Source organism: Microbacterium sp. LjRoot205, assembly GCF_056175745.1.
On sequence record NZ_JBGFFH010000001.1, the window covers coordinates 23,709 to 42,774 of the forward strand.

Sequence of the window (19,066 nt, forward strand, 5' to 3'; positions counted from 1 at the left end):
TCATCCGGCGGGAGCAAGGGCCGACTCTTCCGGAAGACTGAGCCGCGGGGTGCGCCATCGCTGTGCCGGGTCCCACCATGCCGGTCCCCGCACTTGCGGAATGCCGTCGTTCATCCGGATCTCCCACCCGGACGTGCCCAGACTTCGGTGGTGCCACCAGCACAACGGCACACCGTTGTCCGTATGCGTCGGCCCACCCCTGGCGTGCTCGGTGACGTGGTGGATCTCACACCACGACGCCGACACGTGACACCCCGGGATGAGACATTCCCTGTCGCGCGCGATGATCGCGCGGCGTTGGTGCACGGAGAACACCCGATCCGTCGTGGTGATCCCGATGATCCGACCCTCGTCGAGAAGGACCCGCTGTATCGTCCCCGAGCATCCGACGTGCGAGGCGACACTCGCGGGCAGCTGTCCCCACGCACCGCTGACGCTCGCGCGCCCAGTGCCGTTCTCGAGGTCCTTCGCATCCACCGTCACGACCAGAGTCGGGGACGCTCCGCCGAGAGTGGGCATGTCTCGGTGTCGGGCGGCGATCGCCAGGGCGACGGCGAATGCGTCGTGCCGCTTCTGCGCCGCCGTGCGGTCATCGATGACGGCACGCGGATCAGAGTTGTACGGATCGTCGTCGTCGGCCGCGCCCGAATCGGTGGGGGTGAACGCCACGCCCGGCATCGGCGGCCCGTCGCCCTTGGGGTTGTTCACCGCATCGAGGATCAGCTCGAGCTGGGCCGCGACCTCGGGCGTCAGGTATCCCTTGATCGACCGCAGTCCGTCGCGTACCCGCCCGAGGGTTATCCCCCGGCGGCGGGCAGGCTCATCGCCGGGCTCGTCTCCGTCGGGGTCGAGCAGCGAGACCAACGTCTCTGCAAGGAGCTTCAGCTCGTCGAGCGTCGGGGCCGGGCCCTGCACCTCTGCGCCGGGGCCGGCCTGCGGGTCGGGCCTGACGCCCCTCGCCGCACGGGCGAGGCACTCGTCGGCATCGAGCCGGTCAACGGCGCTGATGCGATATGACACCTTCTCGATCGGCTCGGTTGCGGCGAGCATCCCGGCGACTCCGATCGCACCGTCGAGCATCGCCTCTCGCAGCGCCGGCCACCGTGCAGGCATGCGGTCACCGGAGACCAGGTTCACCCTCCGCCGCACCAGATCGACGACCTTCCCGACGCGCGTCGCCCCGCGCAGGTCTGTCAGCAGCGTGCGCTGCAGCAGTTCGCTCTGCGTGCGGCATCCGGTGGAATGCGGGAACTCCACCGCATCCCCCGTCGCGATCGTCTCGACCACCACGGCCTCGACCCGACGGAACGCTGCGCCCGCCGCCTTCAGCACCTCCACCCGTTCTGCGTCGGACAATCCGGCGAGCGCGTCATCGGACAGCACCCGATCGAGGTCGGCGACGACCTGATCGAGGAGGGCGCGAGTGCGGGATGACATGACTCCATCCAACTCGGGGTCACCGACATTCAGACCGCAGAATCGAGCACTTTTCGACCAGATCAGAAGCATATTCCGGAACACCGGATGAGCGTTCCGGAACACCGGTCAGCGATCATGGAACACCGGCGATCGGCATCGCCGGCCGATAGCGCACGTCACGTGCGGGCTCAGCTCTCCCAGTTGTCGGCGAGCTTGTTCAGCAGCGTCGCGAGCTGGTCGCGCTCGTCATCAGTGAAGGCCGCGAGCGCCTTCCCCAGGGCCTCTCGCCGTTCGCCCCGCATCCCACGGGCGATCTTCCGACCCTCGTCGGTCAGCGCGATCCGGGTGCGCCGCGCATCGTCGGGGTCGGCCTCACGGCGCACGAAGCCGTGTGCGACCCCCTGCTGCACGAGCCTCGATGCTCGGGGCTGGTCGACGCCGATCGCCGCACCGAGGTCACTGACGCTGAGCGCGGCCGACGCCGCGGCGAGCGCCTCGAGCATCCGCATGCGAGCCGGTCCGCCGAAGCGTCCGGACGGGTCGTTCATCCAGGGCGGCATGCCCGGGTGCCCAGGGCGCCCGTGCGCGCGATGCCCCTGGTCGGAATGGCCCGAACGGTCGGAATGGCCTGCGTGGTCGTCATGGTCCGCGTGGTCGGAGTGCGGCCCGCCGTGCCACCCGTGCGGCCCGCCCATGCCTCGCGGGCCACGCCCGCGCTCGCCAGGACGTCGTCCGCGCAGACGCGACAGGGCGCGGGCTATGGCCTCGGCGGGGTCATTCTCAGCGGAGCTCACGATTCGATTTTACATGCGACTTGACATGGATCGTTACTGCATGTCACACTACATATACATGCATAGTGACAAGCACATGCCCCATGACATCTAAGGATTCCACTCATGAACACCTCTGACACTCAGAACACAGACAGCACCCACCGCCCCTTCGGCTACTGGCTGAAGGCCGTCGACCGCCTGATGGCGGCCGAGTTCGACTCCGCATTCGAGGGCGAGCACGCCAGCCGCCGCGACTGGCGGATCCTCAACGTCATCGATGGCACCGCGCCCGCCCGTCGCCCCCTGAACGCCCACAAGCTGCATGCCCTCGTCGAGCGTGGCTGGGTCGTCGCCGACGGCGACGGCTGGACGCTGACCGACGATGGCCGTGCGGCCAAGGAGCGCCTCGGCGGCATCGTCGACGGCATCCGCGCCAAGGTCACGGACGCCGTGAGCCCCGAAGACCTCGAGACCACGATGAGCTCGCTCGAGCAGATCGCCCGTGCGTTCGGCTGGGACGAAGATACTCCGCTCCCCCGTGGGCGCGGTCGTCGTCACGGCTTCGGAGCCCGCAGCTTCGGTCGCGGCTTCGCGCCCGAGCACGGGTTCGGCCCCGGCCATCCCGGACGTGGCTTCGGCCGTCGCCACGGACACCCGTTCGGACGCGGTCGCGGCTTCGCACCCGGATTCGACTCCGAGCACGAGCACGAGCACGAGCACGGAGCGGATGCCGAGCTCAGCGGCCACGACTGCGGACACCGCGGGCACCCGGGGCACGACCGCTTCGCGGACGCGTACGATCGCGCGCACCACGGTCGCGCTGGCGCCGGGCACGAGCACGGCGGGCACGAGCACGGCAGGCACGAAGGGCCCCGCCACGGCGAGCACCGCGGCGCCCGAGCGGCGCAGCACGCCTATGAGCGCGGCTTCGACGCCGGGTTCTCCCGCGGTCGCGACGCCTGAGGGCATCCGTCAGCAGGCACCTGATCCACAGAACGCCCCGCTCGCTCCGGCGAACGGGGCGTTCGCCGTTCACCGGGAATGGGGCCACCTCCTACCGGAGAGCGGGAAGGACGACTTCGTCCACCAGCTGCACCACCGCATCCGGTTCGAGCGCACGCCGGCGCAGACTGATGCTGCCGAACGCGGCGGTCGGCACGAGACCCGCGACGAGCGCGACCGGAGCGTCCGCCCGGACCTCGCCCCGCTCGATCCACCGCTCTATCACCGCGCCGAGCGCTGCGACGGGCGGTCCCCCGACCACTCGATAGGCGACGTCGCGCAACTCGTCGTCGCGGCCGATCTCGCTCAGGATGCTGGCGAGCACGCCCGCCGTCCGTTCATCCGCCTGGGCGAAGTGCATAGCCGCGGCGATGAGATCACCGCGGAGCGTTCCGGTGTCCGGAACCGCGGCGGTCACCTGCAGCGCCCGGACAGCCGCCACGACGAGTTCGGCCTTGTTCTCCCAGCGACGGTAGATGGCGGACCGTCCGCAGCGCGCACGATCAGCGACCGCGCCGATCGTCGTGCCGGCATAGCCGTTCTCGATGAGGAGCTCCTGAACCGCGTCGAGGATCGCCCCCTCGACGCCGGGGTCGCGGGGACGCCCTGCGCGCCGATTCGATTCGTCTTCGCTCATCGCACCCCATTGTATGTTCCGGTATCGAGCAGTACCGTTATATCCGGTACTGGTCAGTACCGGAAAGAGATCAGCGAAGGAGTCGTCATGGTCACCACCACCGCCCGCGGGGATCGGCACGCCACCGGTTCACGGTTGCGTCGCGCCCTCATACTCGCCGCCGCCGTCGTCATCGCGATCGCGGCGAACTCCATGGTCGCCCTCATCGCCGTTGCCGCCGGCGCGCCGACGACCTACGGCCCGCTGACGTTCCCCGCCTTCAGCCTGTTCACCACCGTGGGCGTCGTCGCCGGGTGGATCGGATGGTCGCTCGTGCGCCGCCACGCGCGCGACCCCCGCCGCACTCTCACCATGGTCGTGCCGATCGTGACCGTGGCGTCGTTCGTCCCCGACGTTCTGCTGCTCGCCCTGCGCTTCATCCCCGGGACGACAGTGAGCGCCGTCATCGCGCTGATGGTCATGCACCTCGTGGTCGTCGCCGTGGCAGTGCCCGCGTACATGTGGGCGTCGCGGTTGAGCTGACGGGAACCCGCTGCATGTCAGACGGCGCGGCCCTCCGGACGGAGCAACCGAGAGGCACCGAGGAGTTCGATGCCGAGCAGATGGCCGTCCTCGTCGAAATCGAGGAACAGCTCACCCGAGACGCCGTCCGGCAGGTCGACCGGAACGGTTCGTGCAACCTCGCCGTCGGCGATCGGAGCACCCAGAGTCACATAGGCGGCATCGACCTCGGGGTCGTATCTCAGATCACCCATGCCACAGCGACCCGTCGACCGTCGCAGGCTCGCCAGTCGCCAGCGCGAACGACACGTTCGTGCCGAGATAGACGGCCCCGGCGATCGCTGCCACGAGCAAGACGATGAGGAACGCGAAGATCACGAAAGTCAGCGCGCCGTATCCGCCTGATGTCGGCGCCTCGGGCGCGACGGACGGCTGCGCCCAGTCCTCCGCGACCGGTGCAGGCTGGTCGCCGGTGAGGATCGCCGGCTTCGGCCGCGATCGGCGCGTCGACGGAAGCATCGCCTCCGGGGGAGGCGGCGGGATCACCGCATCCGGAATCGCAGACTCCGACGGAGGCGGCGGAATGACCGCATCCGGAATCGCAGACTCCGACGGAGGCGGCGGGATCAGACCGTCGGGGATCGGGATCTCGGCCGGCGGCGGCGGAACGACAGCGTCCTCCGACGGGATGTACGGATCTCTGCTGTCACCGCTCATGTCAGCCCCCTACGGCTCCGACGTCGGTCGTTCCGACGTCGGTCTTGTGGAAGTTCTGGAACGAGCGGGATGCCGTGGGCCCGCGCTGTCCCTGGTAGCGGTTGCCGTACGGACCGGAGCCGTACGGATTCTCAGCCGGAGAGGTCAGCCGGAAGAAGCACAACTGTCCGATCTTCATGCCCGGCCACAGCTTGATCGGCAGCGTCGCGACATTCGCGAGCTCGAGCGTCACGTGCCCCGTGAAGCCGGGGTCGATGAAGCCCGCGGTCGAGTGCGTGATCAGCCCCAGGCGACCGAGTGACGATTTGCCCTCGAGGCGGGCAGCGATGTCATCGGCCAGCGAGACCTGCTCGAACGTCGCGCCGAGCGCGAACTCACCGGGGTGCAGGATGAACGGCTCGTCGGGGTCGACCTCGATCAGCCGAGTCAGCTCCGGCTGATCGACCGACGGGTCGATGAACGGGTACTTGTGGTTGTCGAAGAGACGGAAGTAGCGGTCGAGGCGCACGTCGATGCTCGACGGCTGGATCATCTCCGGCTCGTGCGGGTCGAGACCGATGTGGCCGGAGGCGAGTTCTGCTCTGATGTCGCGGTCGCTGAGAAGCACGGCCCCAGCCTAGTCACCACACGCGGCCGACACTTTGGCCATGACGGATCGTGCGGGTAGGCTTGCGTTCACCCGCTCCTCGGATGCGGGTACGGGGCTGTAGTTCAATGGCAGAACTTCTGCTTCCCAAGCAGATAGCGCGGGTTCGATTCCCGTCAGCCCCTCCATATATGTGACGCCCCGCTCGCTGTTCCCGCGACGCACTCCGGCACCTCCTCGTAGATCCATCACGGATTCGTCGGTGGGTGGTCGAGGGTGATGACGAGTTTCCGTGCCGATACGCCAAGGCGAAGGGTGTCGATGGCTTCTTGGATGGCCGAAAGCCCGTGTCCTGCGATGTGGGCCTCCGGGTAGAGGTGGTGGCTGCCCGAAGCGAGAGCGGCAGGGAGATACCCGCCCCAGACGGCCGGACCCACGGGAGACGTGGCGATGGCGCTCCCCCAGATGAATGATGCCCTGATGCCGCGAGCGCGACTGCGCACCTGCAGGAGGGCGGTCTTCGTTCCGAGCTTCAGGAAGAGGCGGATGCGGGCGAGGGAGAGACCGCCACGCCGGGGTTGTTCGTAGAACGAGACGGGAGGGCTCGCCATCGCGATCCGCGTGGCACCGGTGGCGCGGGCGATCCTCAGACAGGGTTCGGCCGATCCCACCGCGACGGCGAGGATCCCCGCCACGGCGGAACCGCCGACGGCTTCGACGATGCGATTCGCCGCTTTCGGGTCGCGATAGTCGAAGGCGGCTTCTGCGCCCAGCCGCCTCATCCGGTCGTGGTTCTTCGCAGAGGCCGTCGTGATGACGCGATAACCGGCCGCTCGGGCGAGTTGGATCGCATTGCCTCCGACGGCTGTCGCGCCGCCCCAGATCACGACGACCTCATCGCGATGCGCCGCGTCTCCGAGACGGGAGTAGTCCAGTCCCAGCTGCTCCTTCTCGAACAGGCCGGCCGCCGCTGTGGACACCGCCAGCGGCAGGACGGCGGCATCCTCGAAAGCGGTGGTGGCCGGCAGAGCGGCGGCCAGGCTCGCGTCGACCGCGACGTAGGTCTGGAAGCCGCTCTCGGAGACGGCATCCCGCCCCTTCTCCAAGCCCATCGCATACGCCACGACGCGGTCTCCGACGGCGAAGTCGTCCACGCCCGCTCCGGTCTCGACGACCACGCCCGCGACGTCCTCCCCGAGGATCACCGGGTAGCGCAACCATCCGTACATGACAGTGCCGTTGGACTGGATGATCGCATCGAGCGGATTCACCGCCACCGCATGCACCTCGAGCAAGAGCTGCCCCGCCCCCGGCTTCGGCATCGGGGCATCTCGAATCGTCAGGTCCGCATAGGCGGAATCGATCCACGCCGCAGTGTTGTCGCTCATTTTCCTCTGCTCTCCGTATCCGATGACATCTCGTGTCATCACGATCGAGCTTACGACAGTTCGTGTCATCATTGCTGTATGCCTCGATGGTCACCGGATGCTGCACTGCGGTTGGAAGCTGCAGCGATGAACCTGTTCACCGACCAGGGGTACTCGGGAACCACGGTTCCCCAGATCGCCGAGGCGGCGGGACTGACCACGCGGACGTTCTTCCGCCACTTCTCCGACAAACGGGATGTCCTGTTCCTCCGAGATCGCGAGTTCCCCCAAGCGGTGAGCGACTTCATGGAGTCCATCCCGCAGGAACGCGGCGGGACGGCCACCGTGCGCGCAGGCCTCGCGGCAGCATGCCGAGGCCTCCAGGAGTGGCGGGAGCAGATCGGACGTCGACGCAGCATCATCCGCAGCGAACCCGCGCTGCACGAACGCGATCTTCTGCGCAGTCACTACCTCGCGCGCGCCATCGAACGGTCACTGAACCAGCGCGGCATCGCCCCTGAGCACGCACATACCCTGGCCGCCCTCGCCGTGACGTGTTTCGACCTCGCGATGGACCGATGGCTGGAGGGCCCCTCCGATCTCTCACTCGAGGATGCCCTGACTGCGGTGTGGACCGACATGCAGGGATGGATCAACGGGTGACATCGCCCCCATCGCATTCGGCTGGACACCGACGGGAGAGTGCCGAGACGCCGACTGGCCGAGACAGCAGCAGTGCCTTTCCCCATCCGATTCCTCGCGGGCTCCGAACAGGAGCAGATGGGCCCGTTCTCGCGCGCCCGAGAGGAGTTCCGATGATCGAATCGTCGACCCCGCCGCTCGCCGACCTCGACGGGTATCGCAACGTCACCGACCTGCTGGTCGCACGCGCAGCCGCAGCTCCCGATCACGTCGCCTTCGAGGTCAAAGGCGCGGATGCTCGAGGCCCGTGGCGCCCGATCACGACTCGGGAGTTCCTCACCCAGGTGCGCGCTCTGGCGAAGGGCTTCATCGCCCAGGGCGTGCGGGCCGGCGACCCCATCGCGATCATGGCGCCGACGCGCTACGAATGGGCCGTCGCCGACCTCGCCTCCTGGTTCGCCGGCGCCGTCGTCGTGCCGATCTACGAGACGTCATCGCCGTCGCAGGTCAATGCCATCGTCGCCGATGCCGGCGTGCGCCTGGCGATCGGCGGCACCACTGAGCACGCGGTGCTTCTGCGGGCGGCGCTCACGCAGACCGGACGGAACACTCTCGGCGCCTGGACGATGGATGCCGCAGCATCCGGCACGCTCTCCGACCTGGTCGCGCGGGGCGTCGACGTCGCCGACGACGAACTCGAGGCTCGCAGGACCTCGGCCTCGCAGGACGACCCCGCGACGATCGTCTACACCTCGGGCACCACGGGCGAGCCCAAGGGCGTCGTGCTCACGCACCGGAACTTCCTCGGGCAGGTCCTCAACATCGCCGCCGCGTATCGCGAGATCGTGAACGAGCAGGGCAACACCGTCATCTTCCTGCCCCTCGCCCACGTGCTGGCGCGCGGGCTGCAGCTGATCTGCCTGGCCAGCGGCATGCGCATCGCGCACCTCTCCGATCCCTCGACGGTCGTCGCGACCCTCGACACTCTGCGCCCGACATTCCTGGTCGTCGTTCCGCGGGTGCTGCAGAAGATCCAGGCCGCCGCGGCCGACAAAGCCGCCGAGAAGAAGCTCTCGGCGGTGTGGGCGAAGGCCCGGTCGACGGCCATCGCCTGGGGCCACCGCGCCGAACGGATCGACGCCGGCCGCCGTCTCCCGAAAGACCTCGGGCTCAGCCTGCGGCACCGCTTCTTCGACGCTCTCTTCTACCGCCGCCTCCGCACCGTGATGGGCGGGCGCGTCGGATACATCCTGTCGGGTGGAGCCGCGCTCGACGCCGAGCTCTCGCTCTTCTTCCGCGGCATCGGCGTTCCCGTCATCGAGGGCTACGGTCTCACCGAGACGACGGCGCCGCTCACCGGCAACCTGCCCGGTCGCATCGCCTCCGGCAGCGTCGGCTCGCCGCTGCCAGGGCTCACCGTGCGCATCAGCGACGACGGCGAGGTGCTCGCCAACGGCATCGGCGTCTTCGGCGGGTACCGCAACCCGGCCCACGACGAGGGTGCCTTCGTCGACGGCTTCTTCCGCACCGGCGACCTCGGGCGGCTCGACGACCAGGGCCGGCTCTTCCTCGAAGGCCGACTCAAAGACGTGATCGTGACCTCGAACGGCAAGACGGTGGTGCCGACGCGGTGGGAGAGCGCGGTCGAGGCGGATCCGCTCGTCTCGCACGCGGTGATGGTGGGCGAGGGCAAGCCGTATCTCTCGGCGCTTCTCGTGCTCGACCCCGAGCAGACCGTGGCCTGGGCGGCATCCGAAGGCGTCAGCATCCCTCCGATCGCCGAGGCCGACCTCCGCGCCGTGACCGACCCGACCCTGCGCGCTCGCCTGCAGAATGCCGTCGACGCCGCCAACGCACTCGTGGCCCGCAGCGAGCAGGTGCGCCGGTTCAGCGTCGTCTTCGCCGACCTCGACGACCGCGCGCTGGTCACACCGACCATGAAGCTCAAGCGGAGCGTCGTGCTGGATCGCGCCGCCGTCACCGTCGAAGACCTGTACCTCTGAGAAGCAGAAAGAGAACGATGTCCTCCCCCACCTCCTCCACCCCCAAGTCTTCGCGATCGTCTCTCATCGCGATCATCGTCGCGCTCGTCATCGGAGCCCTCGTCGCACTCGCCGGGAGCCAGGGCGGTGCGGCGATCGGCGGCATCCCGCTGTTCGCCCTCGCCGTCGCCGCGGCATTCGCCATCCAGGTCATCGCGTTCATCCCGGCGATGATCCTGCGCACCGAGCGGTTCTTCGACCTCACCGGCAGCCTCACCTTCCTTGCCATCTCGGTCACTCTCGTGCTGGTGACGCCTATGCCCGATGCGCGCAGCTGGATCCTCGCGGCGATGGTGATCCTGTGGGCCGCCCGCCTCGGATCCTTCCTCGCGATGCGCGTGCACAAGGCCGGATCCGACGGCCGCTTCGACGAGATCAAGGGCTCGCCCGTGCGCTTCCTGCAGGTGTGGGTGATCCAGGGTGCGTGGGTGTCGATCACGGCGGCGGCGGCATGGATCGCGATCGGCACGGATGCTGCGGCACGAGCGCCCATCGGATGGCTGACCGTCGTGGGCATCGTCGTGTGGCTGCTCGGCATGACCATCGAGATCGTCGCCGACGCGCAGAAGTCGGCGTTCCGCGCCGACCCGAAGAACAAGGACGAGTTCATCCGCACCGGCCTGTGGTCGCGCTCGCGGCACCCGAACTACTTCGGCGAGATCGTCATCTGGGTGGGCGTGTTCCTGACCGCCGCACCCGTGCTCGCGGGGTGGCAGTGGGTCGCGATCCTGTCGCCGCTGTTCGTGATCCTGCTGCTCACCCGCGTGAGCGGCATCCCACTGCTCGAAGCGCGCGCCGAGAAGAAGTGGGGCGACCGCGCCGACTACGTCGAGTACCGCGAGAGCACGCCCTCGTTGATCCCGCGCCTCACCCGGCCTGCCGTGCGGGAGCGTGCTGCGTAGAGGGCCCCACGTGCAGTAGCACTCGGTGCCGCTGCGTCGCCGCCTGACCTCGCGCTAGCCGAGCAGCCACTGCTGCAGCGGGTACACGAAGTACAGAAGCGAGAAGGCCTCGTACACCGCACCGATCACGAGCAGCGCGAGTGCCGGCAGGCTGAGCCAGCCGATGTGCTGGAGCCCGCGGACGTATCCCCGCCGCCGAGTCGTCGCCTGGATCGTCTGCGGCCGCAGCCAGTACTTGCCCAGGAGGAATGCCCCGAGCAGCAGCAGAATGTACGCCTGAAGCTCGATCACCAGGGTGAGCGAGTGCGGGATCAGCGCGACCCAGCCCTCCGGCGTGGCGGGAACAAGGGTCACGCCGGTGGTCACCGACCAGATCGCGAAGGTCGCGAGCCCGAGGAAGGGCACCACGAGTGATGGCAGCAGGATCGTCAGTGCACCGAGCCGAAGCGTGTTCACGGCCAGGATGGTCAGCGCGAAAAGCCAGGGGCTGCTGAGCAACGAGGTGATCAGTGCCGCCGTGCCGTCGTCCTCCATGGCCTGCGCCCGCCCGGCGACGAGGTCGGGGAAGAGCAGGCCGACGATGAAGCCGATCACGAACGTGCCGTAAGCGAGGGCGTTGAGGAGGAGGTAGACGCGCAGATTGGCACGGATGATCCGAAACGGCTTTCGAACGAGATTCACTCTGGTGTCCTTTCGATGCACTAACACGGCGTGTTAGTGAGTGACGCCGACCACGCTAACACACCGTGTCAGCGTGCGTGAGGGAGAATGAGAGAATGACGGTCGATCCGAGCACCATGCACACCCGGGATCGCATCCTGCATACGGCCCTGACGATGTTCGGCGAGAATCCCGGCGGGAAGCTCAGTGTGCGCGCGGTCGCAGCGCGCACAGGCGTGAGCACCGGCTCCTTGCGATTCCACTTCCCCACCCAGCGCGAGCTGCTCGACGAGGTGCTGCGCATCGTCTACGAGGTCATCGCACCCGACGACCCCATCCATGACGAGGCACTCTCACCCCGCGAACGGCTCCTCGCCTGCCTGCGCCAGGTGCTGGCGCCCTCCGGCGTCGGCGAACAGGCCAGACGCGCCGCGACGCTGCTCCATCAGACCTTCATCGAACCCGAGCTCACGGACGAGCTCCGGGACGCCTATCTTGCGAACGAGCGCATGGGGCAACGCCGAGTCGAGCACTGGCTCTCGGTGCTCGGTCGGGACGGCTCGCTGCCACCGGGCGACGATGCGCGGCGCGCGCGGTTCCTCAACACGGTGCTCGCCGGCCTCGCGCTCGAGAGGGCGCTCCCGTCGGACGAGTCGATCCTCGAAGCCGAGACGAACACGCTCACCCTGGCCGTCGATGCCGTATTCGCCGGCGCGACCTCACCTGCTGCGGACTGATCCGCTCGCACTCGCACGAGACGACGTCCTTCAGGCGAAGTCGAGCTCTCCCCGCACGATCGAATCTCCCGAGTGCGCCGGATCGCCGTCCACCGGTTCGAAGGAGATGTCGACCAGGCGGTACTCGTCGAGGTCGACGCCGTCGGGCACACGGAAGGTGCCCGACGCGTCGTCGAGCACGCCGAGGCTGATCAGCGCCTGCCCGTCTTCGCGGATCAGCCACACCTCGCGGTAGTCACCGTCTGCGAGCTCATCGCCTTCGAGCGTCACCGTGAGCGTGCGCCGGCCGTCGCCGTCGTCGTCGACCTCCGCCTGCCCGACCGCATCGGGGTGATCGGGGAACGCCGCGAGCTCGGCCGAGGCGATCACGGCAGACGAGGGCGTCAGCGCACGGGCGATCCAGACACCGGCGCCGATCGCGACGACGAGCGCCATCGACGCGGCGAGGATCCAGACGGATGCCGAGGAGCGACGACGCGAGCGCACGCGAGCACGCTGACGCGGATGCCCGGCATCCGCAGCAGCCGGCTCCGAATCCGGCTCGAGCTCGGGCCCCGGCTCGTGCTCGGGCCCCGGCGGGGGTTCGAGCTCGCCAGCGATGGACGCGGGATCGGCAGCGACCGCCTCGGTCAAACCGAGCTCGCCATGGATCCGCGACCACACGTCTGCCGGCGGGGCTTCCAGGTCGCCCTCGACGACGCTGGATCGCGCCACGAGCGCCACCCGGGACATCTCGGCGACCTCTGCCGCGCAGGACTCGCATTCGACAAGGTGCTGCATGTCTGCATCGGAGCCGACCGGCTCACCCATCGCGATCAGGGCGATCTTCTCGTCATCGAGATGTGACATGGTTCACCTCCAATCGGTCGCGCATTCGGGCAAGGCTTCGGCGGATATGGCTCTTCACGGTGCCGAGCGGCATCCCCATTCTGCGTGAGATCTCTTCGTGGGTCAGGTCATCGTAGAAGGCCAGTCGCATGACCGCCTGCGCGTCGGGTGCGAGCTGCTGCAGCTCGCTCGAGAGCAGCAGCGTCTCAGACAGATCGATCGACTCCGAGACGAGTGCGTCCGGCGGAGTGAGGCGCTCCATCTCGGCCTGCAGCTGCTGCACCTTGGCCCGCGCCTCGAACGTGTCGGCGATCCGACGCCGCGCGATGGCGATCAGCCAGGTCGACAAGCGCGCCTTCGACGAGTCGTATCCGGCGCGCGAGTTCCAGGCCGACACGAACGTGCGCTGTGTGACGTCCTCGGCGTCCCCCCGGTCGCCGAGCGAACGAAGCGCAAGGGTGAAGACGACCGGCGACCAGCGTCGGTAGAGCTCCGCGAGGGCCTGCTCGTCGCCCGCGACGAAACGTCGATCGAGCGCTGCCTCGGCGTCGGTGGTCTCATCCACCCGGAGTCTCCTCTCCATGGTGATCACCCCGCCTCATCGCGGGACCGCCACAGCCACCACGTTATCGCGGTAGTGGCCGGTCTGGCTGTCGAAGGGGCCGCCGCACGTCACGAGAACCAGGGCGGAGGGCCCGCCGCGCTCGAAGAGCTCAGCCGTGGGGAGCGAGGTCTTCTCGTAGTAGGTCAGGGATTGGACCACGAACTCGCGACTCGTGCCGTCTGCCGCGGTGAGACGGACGGCCTCGCCTGCGGGCACGTCCCGCAGGCGAGCGAGCGGTCCGATCGGATAGTCGACCGCGTCGACGTGCGCTGCGATCAGAATCCGGCCGCTCGTGCTCGTGGCATCCGCCCCGTATCGGTACCACCCGGCGACGGCCGGGTCGGTCGGCAGCTCCATCTGTCCGGTGTCGGCCACCCCGACGTCCGTCACCGGCATGTCGATGGCGAGCGACGGGATGGCCAGACTCACGGGAGCGACGGATGCCTCCGGGGTGGGGAGAGCACCCGGCCGCACCTCGACGTCTCTCATGGGGGTGGGGGTGGGGGTGGGGGGTGAAGTGGGAGGGACGGGCGGTGGAGTCGTGGGGGGCGACTCCGAGGAAGGAGGGAGTTCCGCGCCCGCCCCTCCCGGTGCGCACGCCACGAGGCACGCCGCAGTGACCAGGGCGCCCAGCGTCAGGATGACGCGGCGCAGACCGGCTTCTCGCGGCGTGCCTCGGAGCATCAGCGCACCGTCTGGCGACGACGGACGATCAGACCCGCACCCACGGCGGCCGAGATCGCGAGGGCGACGAGACCCGCCGAGAGAAGCGTGGTCACCGATGCGTCCTGCTGGGCGAGGTAGCCCGCGGTGCCCGAGGGCACTCCGTCGGGGTTCGAGTGCAGTCCCGAGATCGTCTGCGCGGCGATCGCGAGGTTGCCGTCTTCGGCACTGCCCCAGGCATAGACGATCGTGTTGACGCCCTCTTCGATCGCGACGTCCGCGGGGCCGATGACCGGGTCGGTCGTGCCCGTGAGTGCCACGGCGGCCGACACGGTTCCCGCGGGCAGGTCGAGCTTCGCCTCGTTCGGGTTCGTGAGGTTCTCGATCACGGGCGAGCCGCCGGCGAGGATGTCGACCGCGGGTGCCGCGGCCGTGTGACGCACCGTCAGCCTGCCCTGGCCGGGTGCCGTCTGCGAGATGTCGTTCGTGAACAGGTTGAGGCCGGGTTCGCCCGCTTCGGTCAGGTGGGCCACGGCGGTGTAGTTCCCGCCCGCGTCGAGAGCGATCGTCGCGGGTCCGAGGATGGGAGCGCTCGCGTCTGCGGCATCGGGAGCGGTGAGGGCGACCTCATACGAGCCGGCCGGCAGCTCGAGCGGACCGGCCAGGTCGCCGGGGGCGAAGTCGTCGAGGGTCAGCTCGCCGTTGACGTACACGTCGACCGGGGTGTCGGGGATCGCGTGCAACACGGAGAGCTGAGCCGCCTGGGTGGTGGCGGCGCCGGCCGGCAATGCCAGGCCGAGAGCGGTGATCATTCCGACGGCGAGGCCGGCGGCGACTGTCTTGCGCATCTGTTCCTCCTGTACCCGGACCGCCCTGTGCGGCCCTTCATAGGAGTTGTTCCCCGGGAACCCGGGTTTTGGATGCACGTGGATGAAGATTCTTCTCAGAGCCTGTCGGCGATGACCTCGAACGTGCGCTCGGGATCCTCGAGCCGCGTCAGTCTGCCCGCGCGGCGCGCTTCGCCTCTTGGAAGACCCGGATCGCCTCGTACCTCTCGGCCGAGCGCGCCTGTCGCTTCTCGCGCTGCTCGTCGCGGTTCTTCGGCGGCGCCGTCGTCACGAGACCGTCGAGAAGACGTCGCACGGACTGCTCGATCTCGGCGACGGCGCGGTCGAACACTTCCTGGTTCGCCCGCGACGGCGCGTTCGTGCCCGAGATCTTGCGCACGAACTGCACGGCGGCCTCGTGGCACTCGTCGTCGGTCGCGGGCGGTGCGAGGTTGTTCAGCGGAATGATGTTGCGGCACATGCCTGCCAGGCTAGATCGCTGATCGCCGGAGTCAAGAGGTGCGGCGGAGTCAGTCCGAGCCGCTGTCGAGGAAGACCGCGACGCGGTCGCCGTCGAGAACGAACTGCAATGCGGCGCCCTCGGGGTAGCGGTCGATCAGCTCGTCGGGAGCATCGCCGTCGATCGGCATCGCGAAGGTCGCCGGGAACGATCCGACGCTGCACGCCCCCCAGATCCGCCCGCTGACAAATGACGATCCGTCGGGGTCCGCCTCCGGCGGCACGTCCTCCGTCGGGACGCCATTGAGGCAGCGATCCTCGGACGACCGATCCCCCGACTCCGAGACCCACCCGGGGGTCGCGAAGATCGTCAGGCCGTAGAACTCGACCGCCGCGACGTCCTCCTCCGCTCCGAACCACCCGGGCGGTACGGCTCCCGTGCGCGTCAGCTCGAGCGTCGCGATCTGCGGCGCGCCCGCGGCCGACGACACCGGAGGGATCGACGCGAACGCGTAAGTGATCATCGCTGCGAGCGCGGCAGCCATGACGACGGATGCCGCCCACAGCGGCGTCCGCCACCGCGTCAGGCGCCCAGCCTGCCGGGGCGCATCGGTCGGAGCATCACGTGCGATCGGCTCCTCCCACGTGGCTTCGTCGCCGAGCCGGTCGAGAAGGTCGCTGCTCTCTCGGCCGGCATCGCCCGAGGGATGCACGACGCGCAGCTCGGCGGCCTCGCCATCTGCTCCGGAGTCGGCGATCGCCGCGTGATCGCGGCCCCCGCGCCGGACAACCGCTGCACTGCGTGAGGATTCGAGCTCCTCGAGCCGCCGGACCGCGGCGGGGTCGGTCGCGATGTCGGCATGAGGGCCGTACGCGCGAGCACGAAGCTCGCGCAGCTCTTCGTCGGCGGCGGCATCCATCTCGGGCATCGTCTCATGCCCTCCTCCCCGCGCACAGCAACGGGCGGGTGGAGGTGTGAATCGCCCTCCACCCGCCCGCTGGGTGTGTCAGTTCTTGAACGCGTCCTTGACGTTCTCGCCGGCCTTCTTCGCGTCGGCCTTGACCTGGTCCGCCTTGCCTTCGGCGGCGAGCTTGTCGTTGTCGGTCGCGTTGCCGATCGCTTCCTTCGCCTTGCCGGCGATGTCCTGAGCGGCGTTCTTGATCTTGTCGTCGAGTCCCATGAGGAGCTCCTTTCGTGAGGGTGATCGTTGACTGCGGGAGGATTCCCGCCGTCTTATCGCCGTTGCTCTTCGCGACCGACGATAGGTCTCTGCGTCAAGACAGTCGACGCTGGTCGTGGGCGAGACGCGCACGGAGCCCGGTGTGGATCGAGACGTAGGTCTCGGTGTCACGGCCGGTCAGGGTGGCGAGGTTGGTGAGAAGCCGGTCGATGTGATCGACGACCTCTCGCGGGTCCGTGTTCTGCCGCGGCGTGACCGACACGTGCAGCACCGGAGTGTTGCGGATGTCGTTCGCTGTGACCTGGGTCGAGAGGATCTCGTCCCTCGTCGCGAGCGAGTTCTTCACGGCATCCGACACGAAGGACTCGGTGACGGTGACCCGACCGAGCGGGTTCTGCGCACCGGTGGAGCGGAAGGCCGTCTTCGAGCGGCGTCCGGCGATGCTGGTGAGCGCGAGGATCAGCAGCACGACGACCACGAGGATCGCCACGACGGCGCCGATTCCGATCCACGAGAGGCTGCCGCCGGCGATGGCGGTGGCAGCGATCGCCTGGTCAAGCCAGGAGCGGGCGTTCTCACCGGCCGACGTCCAGATGTCCGTCGCGGTGGGCCAGCTCATGATCGCGATGCCGACGGCGCCGAGGGCCAGGAACAGCAGCCCGATGATCAGCAGCAGTACGCGGTTCAGCGCGCGGTTCGTGTTGTTCACAGCTCGTCCTCCTGCTTGGTGGGGCGCTCGATGCGCACCCGGGTACGGACGCTCCTGGTGAGTCGGTATGTCTGCAGCTCAGCTTCGGCGGCGGACTTCACCGCTCCCTTGTCGAGCGGGATGCCGGCGCCGGGGCGCACGGTGACGTCGACTCCGCGGTGGCCCACACCGACGGTGATGCTGTCGCGTGCCAGACCCGTCTCCTCAGACAGGTGTTGAGCGAGAGCGCTCGCGATCACGCCGTTGTCGACGACGACCGCCCGGTCGCCCGCTTCGAGGGTGTGCTTCGACAGGCGGCCCGGAGTGAGGGCGAGCACGAGGAAGACGATCCCGATGAGGGCGAGTACGACACTGCCCGCGATCACGAGCCCCTCGGGCTGCGCGGTGGGCAGGCCCACGAGCCATCCGCCCGCCGCGGCGGGTCCGAGCAGGAGCGCCGGCTGCGCCGCGAGGTTCAGCACGATCTCGAGCCCGATGTAGGCCAGGGCGAGGATGAGGAGGATGACCGCCACGAACATCGCCACGGTGCGCGGTGAATGCGTCTCGCGTCGGACGACGCGGCGAAGAACAGGGGTGCTCATCGCACTCGTCTCCTCTCTGGGATGGTGGCACCGGTGATGGTGAGGTTGATGCGGGTGACGTCCCTGCCGAGGATTCCCGTCAGACGCTGCTGCAACTGCTCCTGCAGCTGACGGGCCCGTTCGAGCACGGGGACGCTCTGGGAGATCGCGACGGTGTCGTCGAGATCCGGGACGGGAAGCGGTGTGGCGATGCGCACCGCGATCCCGCCGGGGTGTTCGGTCACGTCGACCTTCACGTCACCGCGAGGGACACCGATCAGGGTTGCGGACGCCTGTTCGGTGACCGTGCGGTAGACGCGTTCTTTCACGTCGACGCGACCAGGGACGGTGGCCTCGGTGGCGGCCCGCTCGGGGCCGCCACCGGCGGCGAGGTGCTGGTCGGCGCGCATCAGGAGGTACGCCGCCCGGTGAAGGCGTCCGCGAGGCCGCGGACGTCGAGCTTGCCGGAGGCGATCCGACCGATGAGCGCCCCGATGCCGGCGAACAGAGCCATGAGCAGGAAGCCCCAGAATCCGAACATCAGCGCAGCGAGGGCGAGGAGGGCACCGACGAGGGCGCCCGTGGTGGTGGGGGTCATGAGACGCGCGACTCCTCGTTCTCGTGGTTGTCGTCGCCGGGCACGTGGACGTCGTTGACCTCGACGTTGACCTCGACGACCTCGAGACCGACGAGGCGGCTGATCGCTCCGGCGACGGCGGCGCGGACGTTGTTCGCGACCTCCTGGATGGGAGCGGGGTACTCGACGACGATGGTCAGGTCTGCGGCGGCCTGCGTCTCGCCGACCTCGACCTTGACGCCCTGCGAGAGGTCGGTGGCGTTGACGGCGTCGCGGATGGCGCCGAAGGCGCGTGCTCCACCGCCACCGAGCGCGTACACGCCGGCGACCTCACGGGCGGCGATGCCGGCGACCTTGGCCACGACGCCGTCGGCGATCGTGGTCTTGCCCGCGGCATCCGAGTCAGCGGGGATCCGCGACGTCGAGAAGCTGGAGGAGCGGTCCACACGCGAGGTGGACGCTGCCGGCTTCGGCGCGGCGGAAGTCTGTGCCAGTTCCTTCTCAGCGGGGCTGGCGGGGGTGTTCTGGTCCTGAGTTGCCATGACTTTTCCTTCGTCTCACGGGGTGCCAGCTACGAGACCTGATGGCCTCACCGGGAGCGTGTTGGTCGCTCACAGATAGGACGTGCGAGGGTGCGCGTTCGTCACAAATTCGTCGCGAGGAGATCAGA

The 19,066-nt window shown here is 68.7% G+C and carries 26 protein-coding genes and 1 tRNA gene; 7 read left to right on the top strand and 20 right to left on the bottom strand.

Annotated features, from left to right (window positions below; translation table 11 throughout):
* Entirely contained in the window at positions 1-1,437 is a 1,437-nt protein-coding gene (locus AC04ME_RS00120; protein WP_475432978.1) for an HNH endonuclease signature motif containing protein, read from the bottom strand.
* Between the two features lie 170 nt (positions 1,438-1,607).
* Entirely contained in the window at positions 1,608-2,213 is a 606-nt protein-coding gene (locus tag AC04ME_RS00125) for a MarR family winged helix-turn-helix transcriptional regulator (protein ID WP_269430294.1), read from the bottom strand.
* A gap of 105 nt (positions 2,214-2,318) precedes the next feature.
* Between AC04ME_RS00125 and AC04ME_RS00130 the strand changes: the two genes are divergently transcribed.
* Entirely contained in the window at positions 2,319-3,158 is an 840-nt protein-coding gene (locus tag AC04ME_RS00130; RefSeq protein ID WP_042536857.1) for a MarR family winged helix-turn-helix transcriptional regulator, read from the top strand.
* A gap of 91 nt (positions 3,159-3,249) precedes the next feature.
* Here the strand turns inward: AC04ME_RS00130 and AC04ME_RS00135 are convergent, their stop codons facing one another.
* Positions 3,250-3,834 carry a TetR/AcrR family transcriptional regulator gene (locus tag AC04ME_RS00135; RefSeq protein WP_079113744.1) on the bottom strand — a complete coding sequence of 195 codons (585 nt, stop codon included), beginning with the start codon at positions 3,832-3,834 and terminating at the stop codon, positions 3,250-3,252.
* 87 nt (positions 3,835-3,921) lie between these two features.
* Here AC04ME_RS00135 and AC04ME_RS00140 point away from each other — a divergent pair, with 87 nt between their 5' ends.
* On the top strand, positions 3,922-4,356 hold the full coding sequence (locus AC04ME_RS00140; RefSeq protein WP_079113745.1) for a DUF6069 family protein: 435 nt from the start codon (positions 3,922-3,924) through the stop codon (positions 4,354-4,356).
* 17 nt (positions 4,357-4,373) lie between these two features.
* Here AC04ME_RS00140 and AC04ME_RS00145 read toward each other — a convergent pair whose 3' ends face one another.
* From AC04ME_RS00145 to dcd, 3 genes are read right to left on the bottom strand one after another with little or no spacing between them, the layout of a single operon-like run.
* On the bottom strand, positions 4,374-4,589 hold the full coding sequence (locus tag AC04ME_RS00145) for a DUF2283 domain-containing protein (protein WP_042536860.1): 216 nt from the start codon (positions 4,587-4,589) through the stop codon (positions 4,374-4,376).
* Positions 4,582-5,052 (bottom strand): hypothetical protein, encoded by a 471-nt coding sequence (locus AC04ME_RS00150; RefSeq protein ID WP_042536861.1) that lies wholly within the window; start codon positions 5,050-5,052, stop codon positions 4,582-4,584. The genes AC04ME_RS00145 and AC04ME_RS00150 overlap by 8 nt, the downstream gene beginning before the upstream one ends.
* A gap of 1 nt (position 5,053) precedes the next feature.
* Entirely contained in the window at positions 5,054-5,659 is a 606-nt protein-coding gene (dcd, locus tag AC04ME_RS00155; protein WP_042536862.1) for a dCTP deaminase, read from the bottom strand.
* A gap of 93 nt (positions 5,660-5,752) precedes the next feature.
* Here dcd and AC04ME_RS00160 point away from each other — a divergent pair.
* Positions 5,753-5,826, top strand: a tRNA-Gly gene (locus tag AC04ME_RS00160).
* Between the two features lie 60 nt (positions 5,827-5,886).
* Here AC04ME_RS00160 and AC04ME_RS00165 read toward each other — a convergent pair.
* Positions 5,887-7,026, bottom strand: a complete 1,140-nt coding sequence (locus tag AC04ME_RS00165; RefSeq protein ID WP_475432981.1) for a zinc-binding alcohol dehydrogenase family protein — start codon at positions 7,024-7,026, stop codon at positions 5,887-5,889.
* A 126-nt stretch (positions 7,027-7,152) separates the two neighbouring features.
* Between AC04ME_RS00165 and AC04ME_RS00170 the strand changes: the two genes are divergently transcribed.
* From AC04ME_RS00170 to AC04ME_RS00180, 3 genes are all read left to right on the top strand, one after another.
* Positions 7,153-7,668 carry a TetR/AcrR family transcriptional regulator gene (locus AC04ME_RS00170; RefSeq protein WP_052492815.1) on the top strand — a complete coding sequence of 172 codons (516 nt, stop codon included), beginning with the start codon at positions 7,153-7,155 and terminating at the stop codon, positions 7,666-7,668.
* A gap of 152 nt (positions 7,669-7,820) precedes the next feature.
* Complete coding sequence (locus tag AC04ME_RS00175) at positions 7,821-9,650, top strand: AMP-dependent synthetase/ligase (protein ID WP_311877905.1); 1,830 nt, start codon at positions 7,821-7,823, stop codon at positions 9,648-9,650.
* Positions 9,651-9,667: 17 nt separating this feature from the next.
* The gene (locus AC04ME_RS00180; RefSeq protein ID WP_475432983.1) at positions 9,668-10,591 is read left to right on the top strand and encodes a DUF1295 domain-containing protein; all 924 of its coding nucleotides are present in this window, start codon (positions 9,668-9,670) and stop codon (positions 10,589-10,591) included.
* A 54-nt stretch (positions 10,592-10,645) separates the two neighbouring features.
* On the opposite strand, the gene AC04ME_RS00185 is transcribed toward AC04ME_RS00180, so the two are convergent.
* Positions 10,646-11,272, bottom strand: coding sequence for a hypothetical protein (locus AC04ME_RS00185; protein ID WP_475123250.1), 627 nt, complete (start codon positions 11,270-11,272; stop codon positions 10,646-10,648).
* 95 nt (positions 11,273-11,367) lie between these two features.
* Here AC04ME_RS00185 and AC04ME_RS00190 point away from each other — a divergent pair, with 95 nt between their 5' ends.
* Complete coding sequence (locus tag AC04ME_RS00190; RefSeq protein ID WP_235558870.1) at positions 11,368-11,988, top strand: TetR/AcrR family transcriptional regulator; 621 nt, start codon at positions 11,368-11,370, stop codon at positions 11,986-11,988.
* Between the two features lie 30 nt (positions 11,989-12,018).
* Here the strand turns inward: AC04ME_RS00190 and AC04ME_RS00195 are convergent, their stop codons facing one another.
* The 12 genes from AC04ME_RS00195 to AC04ME_RS00250 all read right to left on the bottom strand — a co-directional run bounded on the left by AC04ME_RS00195 (position 12,019) and on the right by AC04ME_RS00250 (position 18,938).
* Positions 12,019-12,837, bottom strand: a complete 819-nt coding sequence (locus tag AC04ME_RS00195; RefSeq protein WP_475432985.1) for an anti-sigma factor — start codon at positions 12,835-12,837, stop codon at positions 12,019-12,021.
* Positions 12,821-13,381 carry an RNA polymerase sigma factor gene (locus tag AC04ME_RS00200; protein WP_156145854.1) on the bottom strand — a complete coding sequence of 187 codons (561 nt, stop codon included), beginning with the start codon at positions 13,379-13,381 and terminating at the stop codon, positions 12,821-12,823. Before AC04ME_RS00200 ends, AC04ME_RS00195 begins: the two co-directional genes overlap by 17 nt.
* Positions 13,382-13,414: 33 nt before the next feature.
* Positions 13,415-13,909, bottom strand: coding sequence for a class F sortase (locus AC04ME_RS00205; RefSeq protein WP_475123252.1), 495 nt, complete (start codon positions 13,907-13,909; stop codon positions 13,415-13,417).
* A 194-nt stretch (positions 13,910-14,103) separates the two neighbouring features.
* Positions 14,104-14,931: a DUF4397 domain-containing protein gene (locus tag AC04ME_RS00210; protein ID WP_056374722.1), complete on the bottom strand. Its 828-nt coding sequence runs from the start codon at positions 14,929-14,931 to the stop codon at positions 14,104-14,106.
* Between the two features lie 148 nt (positions 14,932-15,079).
* A complete protein-coding gene (locus tag AC04ME_RS00215) occupies positions 15,080-15,391 on the bottom strand; it encodes a DUF2277 domain-containing protein (RefSeq protein ID WP_056374724.1) in 312 nt (103 codons plus the stop codon).
* Positions 15,392-15,440: 49 nt separating this feature from the next.
* Positions 15,441-16,298: a hypothetical protein gene (locus AC04ME_RS00220; protein WP_475432988.1), complete on the bottom strand. Its 858-nt coding sequence runs from the start codon at positions 16,296-16,298 to the stop codon at positions 15,441-15,443.
* A 78-nt stretch (positions 16,299-16,376) separates the two neighbouring features.
* Positions 16,377-16,550: a CsbD family protein gene (locus AC04ME_RS00225; protein ID WP_042541591.1), complete on the bottom strand. Its 174-nt coding sequence runs from the start codon at positions 16,548-16,550 to the stop codon at positions 16,377-16,379.
* A 94-nt stretch (positions 16,551-16,644) separates the two neighbouring features.
* The gene (locus AC04ME_RS00230; RefSeq protein WP_042541590.1) at positions 16,645-17,259 is read right to left on the bottom strand and encodes a hypothetical protein; all 615 of its coding nucleotides are present in this window, start codon (positions 17,257-17,259) and stop codon (positions 16,645-16,647) included.
* Positions 17,256-17,840: a DUF6286 domain-containing protein gene (locus AC04ME_RS00235; RefSeq protein WP_455903823.1), complete on the bottom strand. Its 585-nt coding sequence runs from the start codon at positions 17,838-17,840 to the stop codon at positions 17,256-17,258. The genes AC04ME_RS00230 and AC04ME_RS00235 overlap by 4 nt, the downstream gene beginning before the upstream one ends.
* Positions 17,837-18,229: a hypothetical protein gene (locus AC04ME_RS00240; protein ID WP_042541588.1), complete on the bottom strand. Its 393-nt coding sequence runs from the start codon at positions 18,227-18,229 to the stop codon at positions 17,837-17,839. The genes AC04ME_RS00235 and AC04ME_RS00240 overlap by 4 nt, the downstream gene beginning before the upstream one ends.
* The gene (locus AC04ME_RS00245) at positions 18,229-18,417 is read right to left on the bottom strand and encodes a DUF2273 domain-containing protein (RefSeq protein WP_042541587.1); all 189 of its coding nucleotides are present in this window, start codon (positions 18,415-18,417) and stop codon (positions 18,229-18,231) included. The genes AC04ME_RS00240 and AC04ME_RS00245 overlap by 1 nt, the downstream gene beginning before the upstream one ends.
* A complete protein-coding gene (locus AC04ME_RS00250) occupies positions 18,414-18,938 on the bottom strand; it encodes an Asp23/Gls24 family envelope stress response protein (protein ID WP_079113761.1) in 525 nt (174 codons plus the stop codon). Before AC04ME_RS00250 ends, AC04ME_RS00245 begins: the two co-directional genes overlap by 4 nt.
* Positions 18,939-19,066: the final 128 nt, after the last annotated feature.

What these genes read in the sequence shown, in the direction of transcription:
- AC04ME_RS00120 (WP_475432978.1), bottom strand. Translation starts at nt 1,437, where the DNA reads ATGTCATCCCGCACTCGCGCCCTCCTCGATCAGGTCGTCGCCGACCTC.
- AC04ME_RS00130 (WP_042536857.1), top strand. Translation starts at nt 2,319, where the DNA reads ATGAACACCTCTGACACTCAGAACACAGACAGCACCCACCGCCCCTTC.
- AC04ME_RS00135 (WP_079113744.1), bottom strand. Translation starts at nt 3,834, where the DNA reads ATGAGCGAAGACGAATCGAATCGGCGCGCAGGGCGTCCCCGCGACCCC.
- AC04ME_RS00140 (WP_079113745.1), top strand. Translation starts at nt 3,922, where the DNA reads ATGGTCACCACCACCGCCCGCGGGGATCGGCACGCCACCGGTTCACGG.
- AC04ME_RS00145 (WP_042536860.1), bottom strand. Translation starts at nt 4,589, where the DNA reads ATGGGTGATCTGAGATACGACCCCGAGGTCGATGCCGCCTATGTGACT.
- AC04ME_RS00150 (WP_042536861.1), bottom strand. Translation starts at nt 5,052, where the DNA reads ATGAGCGGTGACAGCAGAGATCCGTACATCCCGTCGGAGGACGCTGTC.
- AC04ME_RS00165 (WP_475432981.1), bottom strand. Translation starts at nt 7,026, where the DNA reads ATGAGCGACAACACTGCGGCGTGGATCGATTCCGCCTATGCGGACCTG.
- AC04ME_RS00170 (WP_052492815.1), top strand. Translation starts at nt 7,153, where the DNA reads ATGAACCTGTTCACCGACCAGGGGTACTCGGGAACCACGGTTCCCCAG.
- AC04ME_RS00175 (WP_311877905.1), top strand. Translation starts at nt 7,821, where the DNA reads ATGATCGAATCGTCGACCCCGCCGCTCGCCGACCTCGACGGGTATCGC.
- AC04ME_RS00180 (WP_475432983.1), top strand. Translation starts at nt 9,668, where the DNA reads ATGTCCTCCCCCACCTCCTCCACCCCCAAGTCTTCGCGATCGTCTCTC.
- AC04ME_RS00190 (WP_235558870.1), top strand. Translation starts at nt 11,368, where the DNA reads ATGACGGTCGATCCGAGCACCATGCACACCCGGGATCGCATCCTGCAT.
- AC04ME_RS00195 (WP_475432985.1), bottom strand. Translation starts at nt 12,837, where the DNA reads ATGTCACATCTCGATGACGAGAAGATCGCCCTGATCGCGATGGGTGAG.
- AC04ME_RS00205 (WP_475123252.1), bottom strand. Translation starts at nt 13,909, where the DNA reads ATGAGAGACGTCGAGGTGCGGCCGGGTGCTCTCCCCACCCCGGAGGCA.
- AC04ME_RS00210 (WP_056374722.1), bottom strand. Translation starts at nt 14,931, where the DNA reads ATGCGCAAGACAGTCGCCGCCGGCCTCGCCGTCGGAATGATCACCGCT.
- AC04ME_RS00215 (WP_056374724.1), bottom strand. Translation starts at nt 15,391, where the DNA reads ATGTGCCGCAACATCATTCCGCTGAACAACCTCGCACCGCCCGCGACC.
- AC04ME_RS00220 (WP_475432988.1), bottom strand. Translation starts at nt 16,298, where the DNA reads ATGCCCGAGATGGATGCCGCCGCCGACGAAGAGCTGCGCGAGCTTCGT.
- AC04ME_RS00225 (WP_042541591.1), bottom strand. Translation starts at nt 16,550, where the DNA reads ATGGGACTCGACGACAAGATCAAGAACGCCGCTCAGGACATCGCCGGC.
- AC04ME_RS00235 (WP_455903823.1), bottom strand. Translation starts at nt 17,840, where the DNA reads ATGAGCACCCCTGTTCTTCGCCGCGTCGTCCGACGCGAGACGCATTCA.
- AC04ME_RS00240 (WP_042541588.1), bottom strand. Translation starts at nt 18,229, where the DNA reads ATGCGCGCCGACCAGCACCTCGCCGCCGGTGGCGGCCCCGAGCGGGCC.
- AC04ME_RS00245 (WP_042541587.1), bottom strand. Translation starts at nt 18,417, where the DNA reads ATGACCCCCACCACCACGGGCGCCCTCGTCGGTGCCCTCCTCGCCCTC.
- AC04ME_RS00250 (WP_079113761.1), bottom strand. Translation starts at nt 18,938, where the DNA reads ATGGCAACTCAGGACCAGAACACCCCCGCCAGCCCCGCTGAGAAGGAA.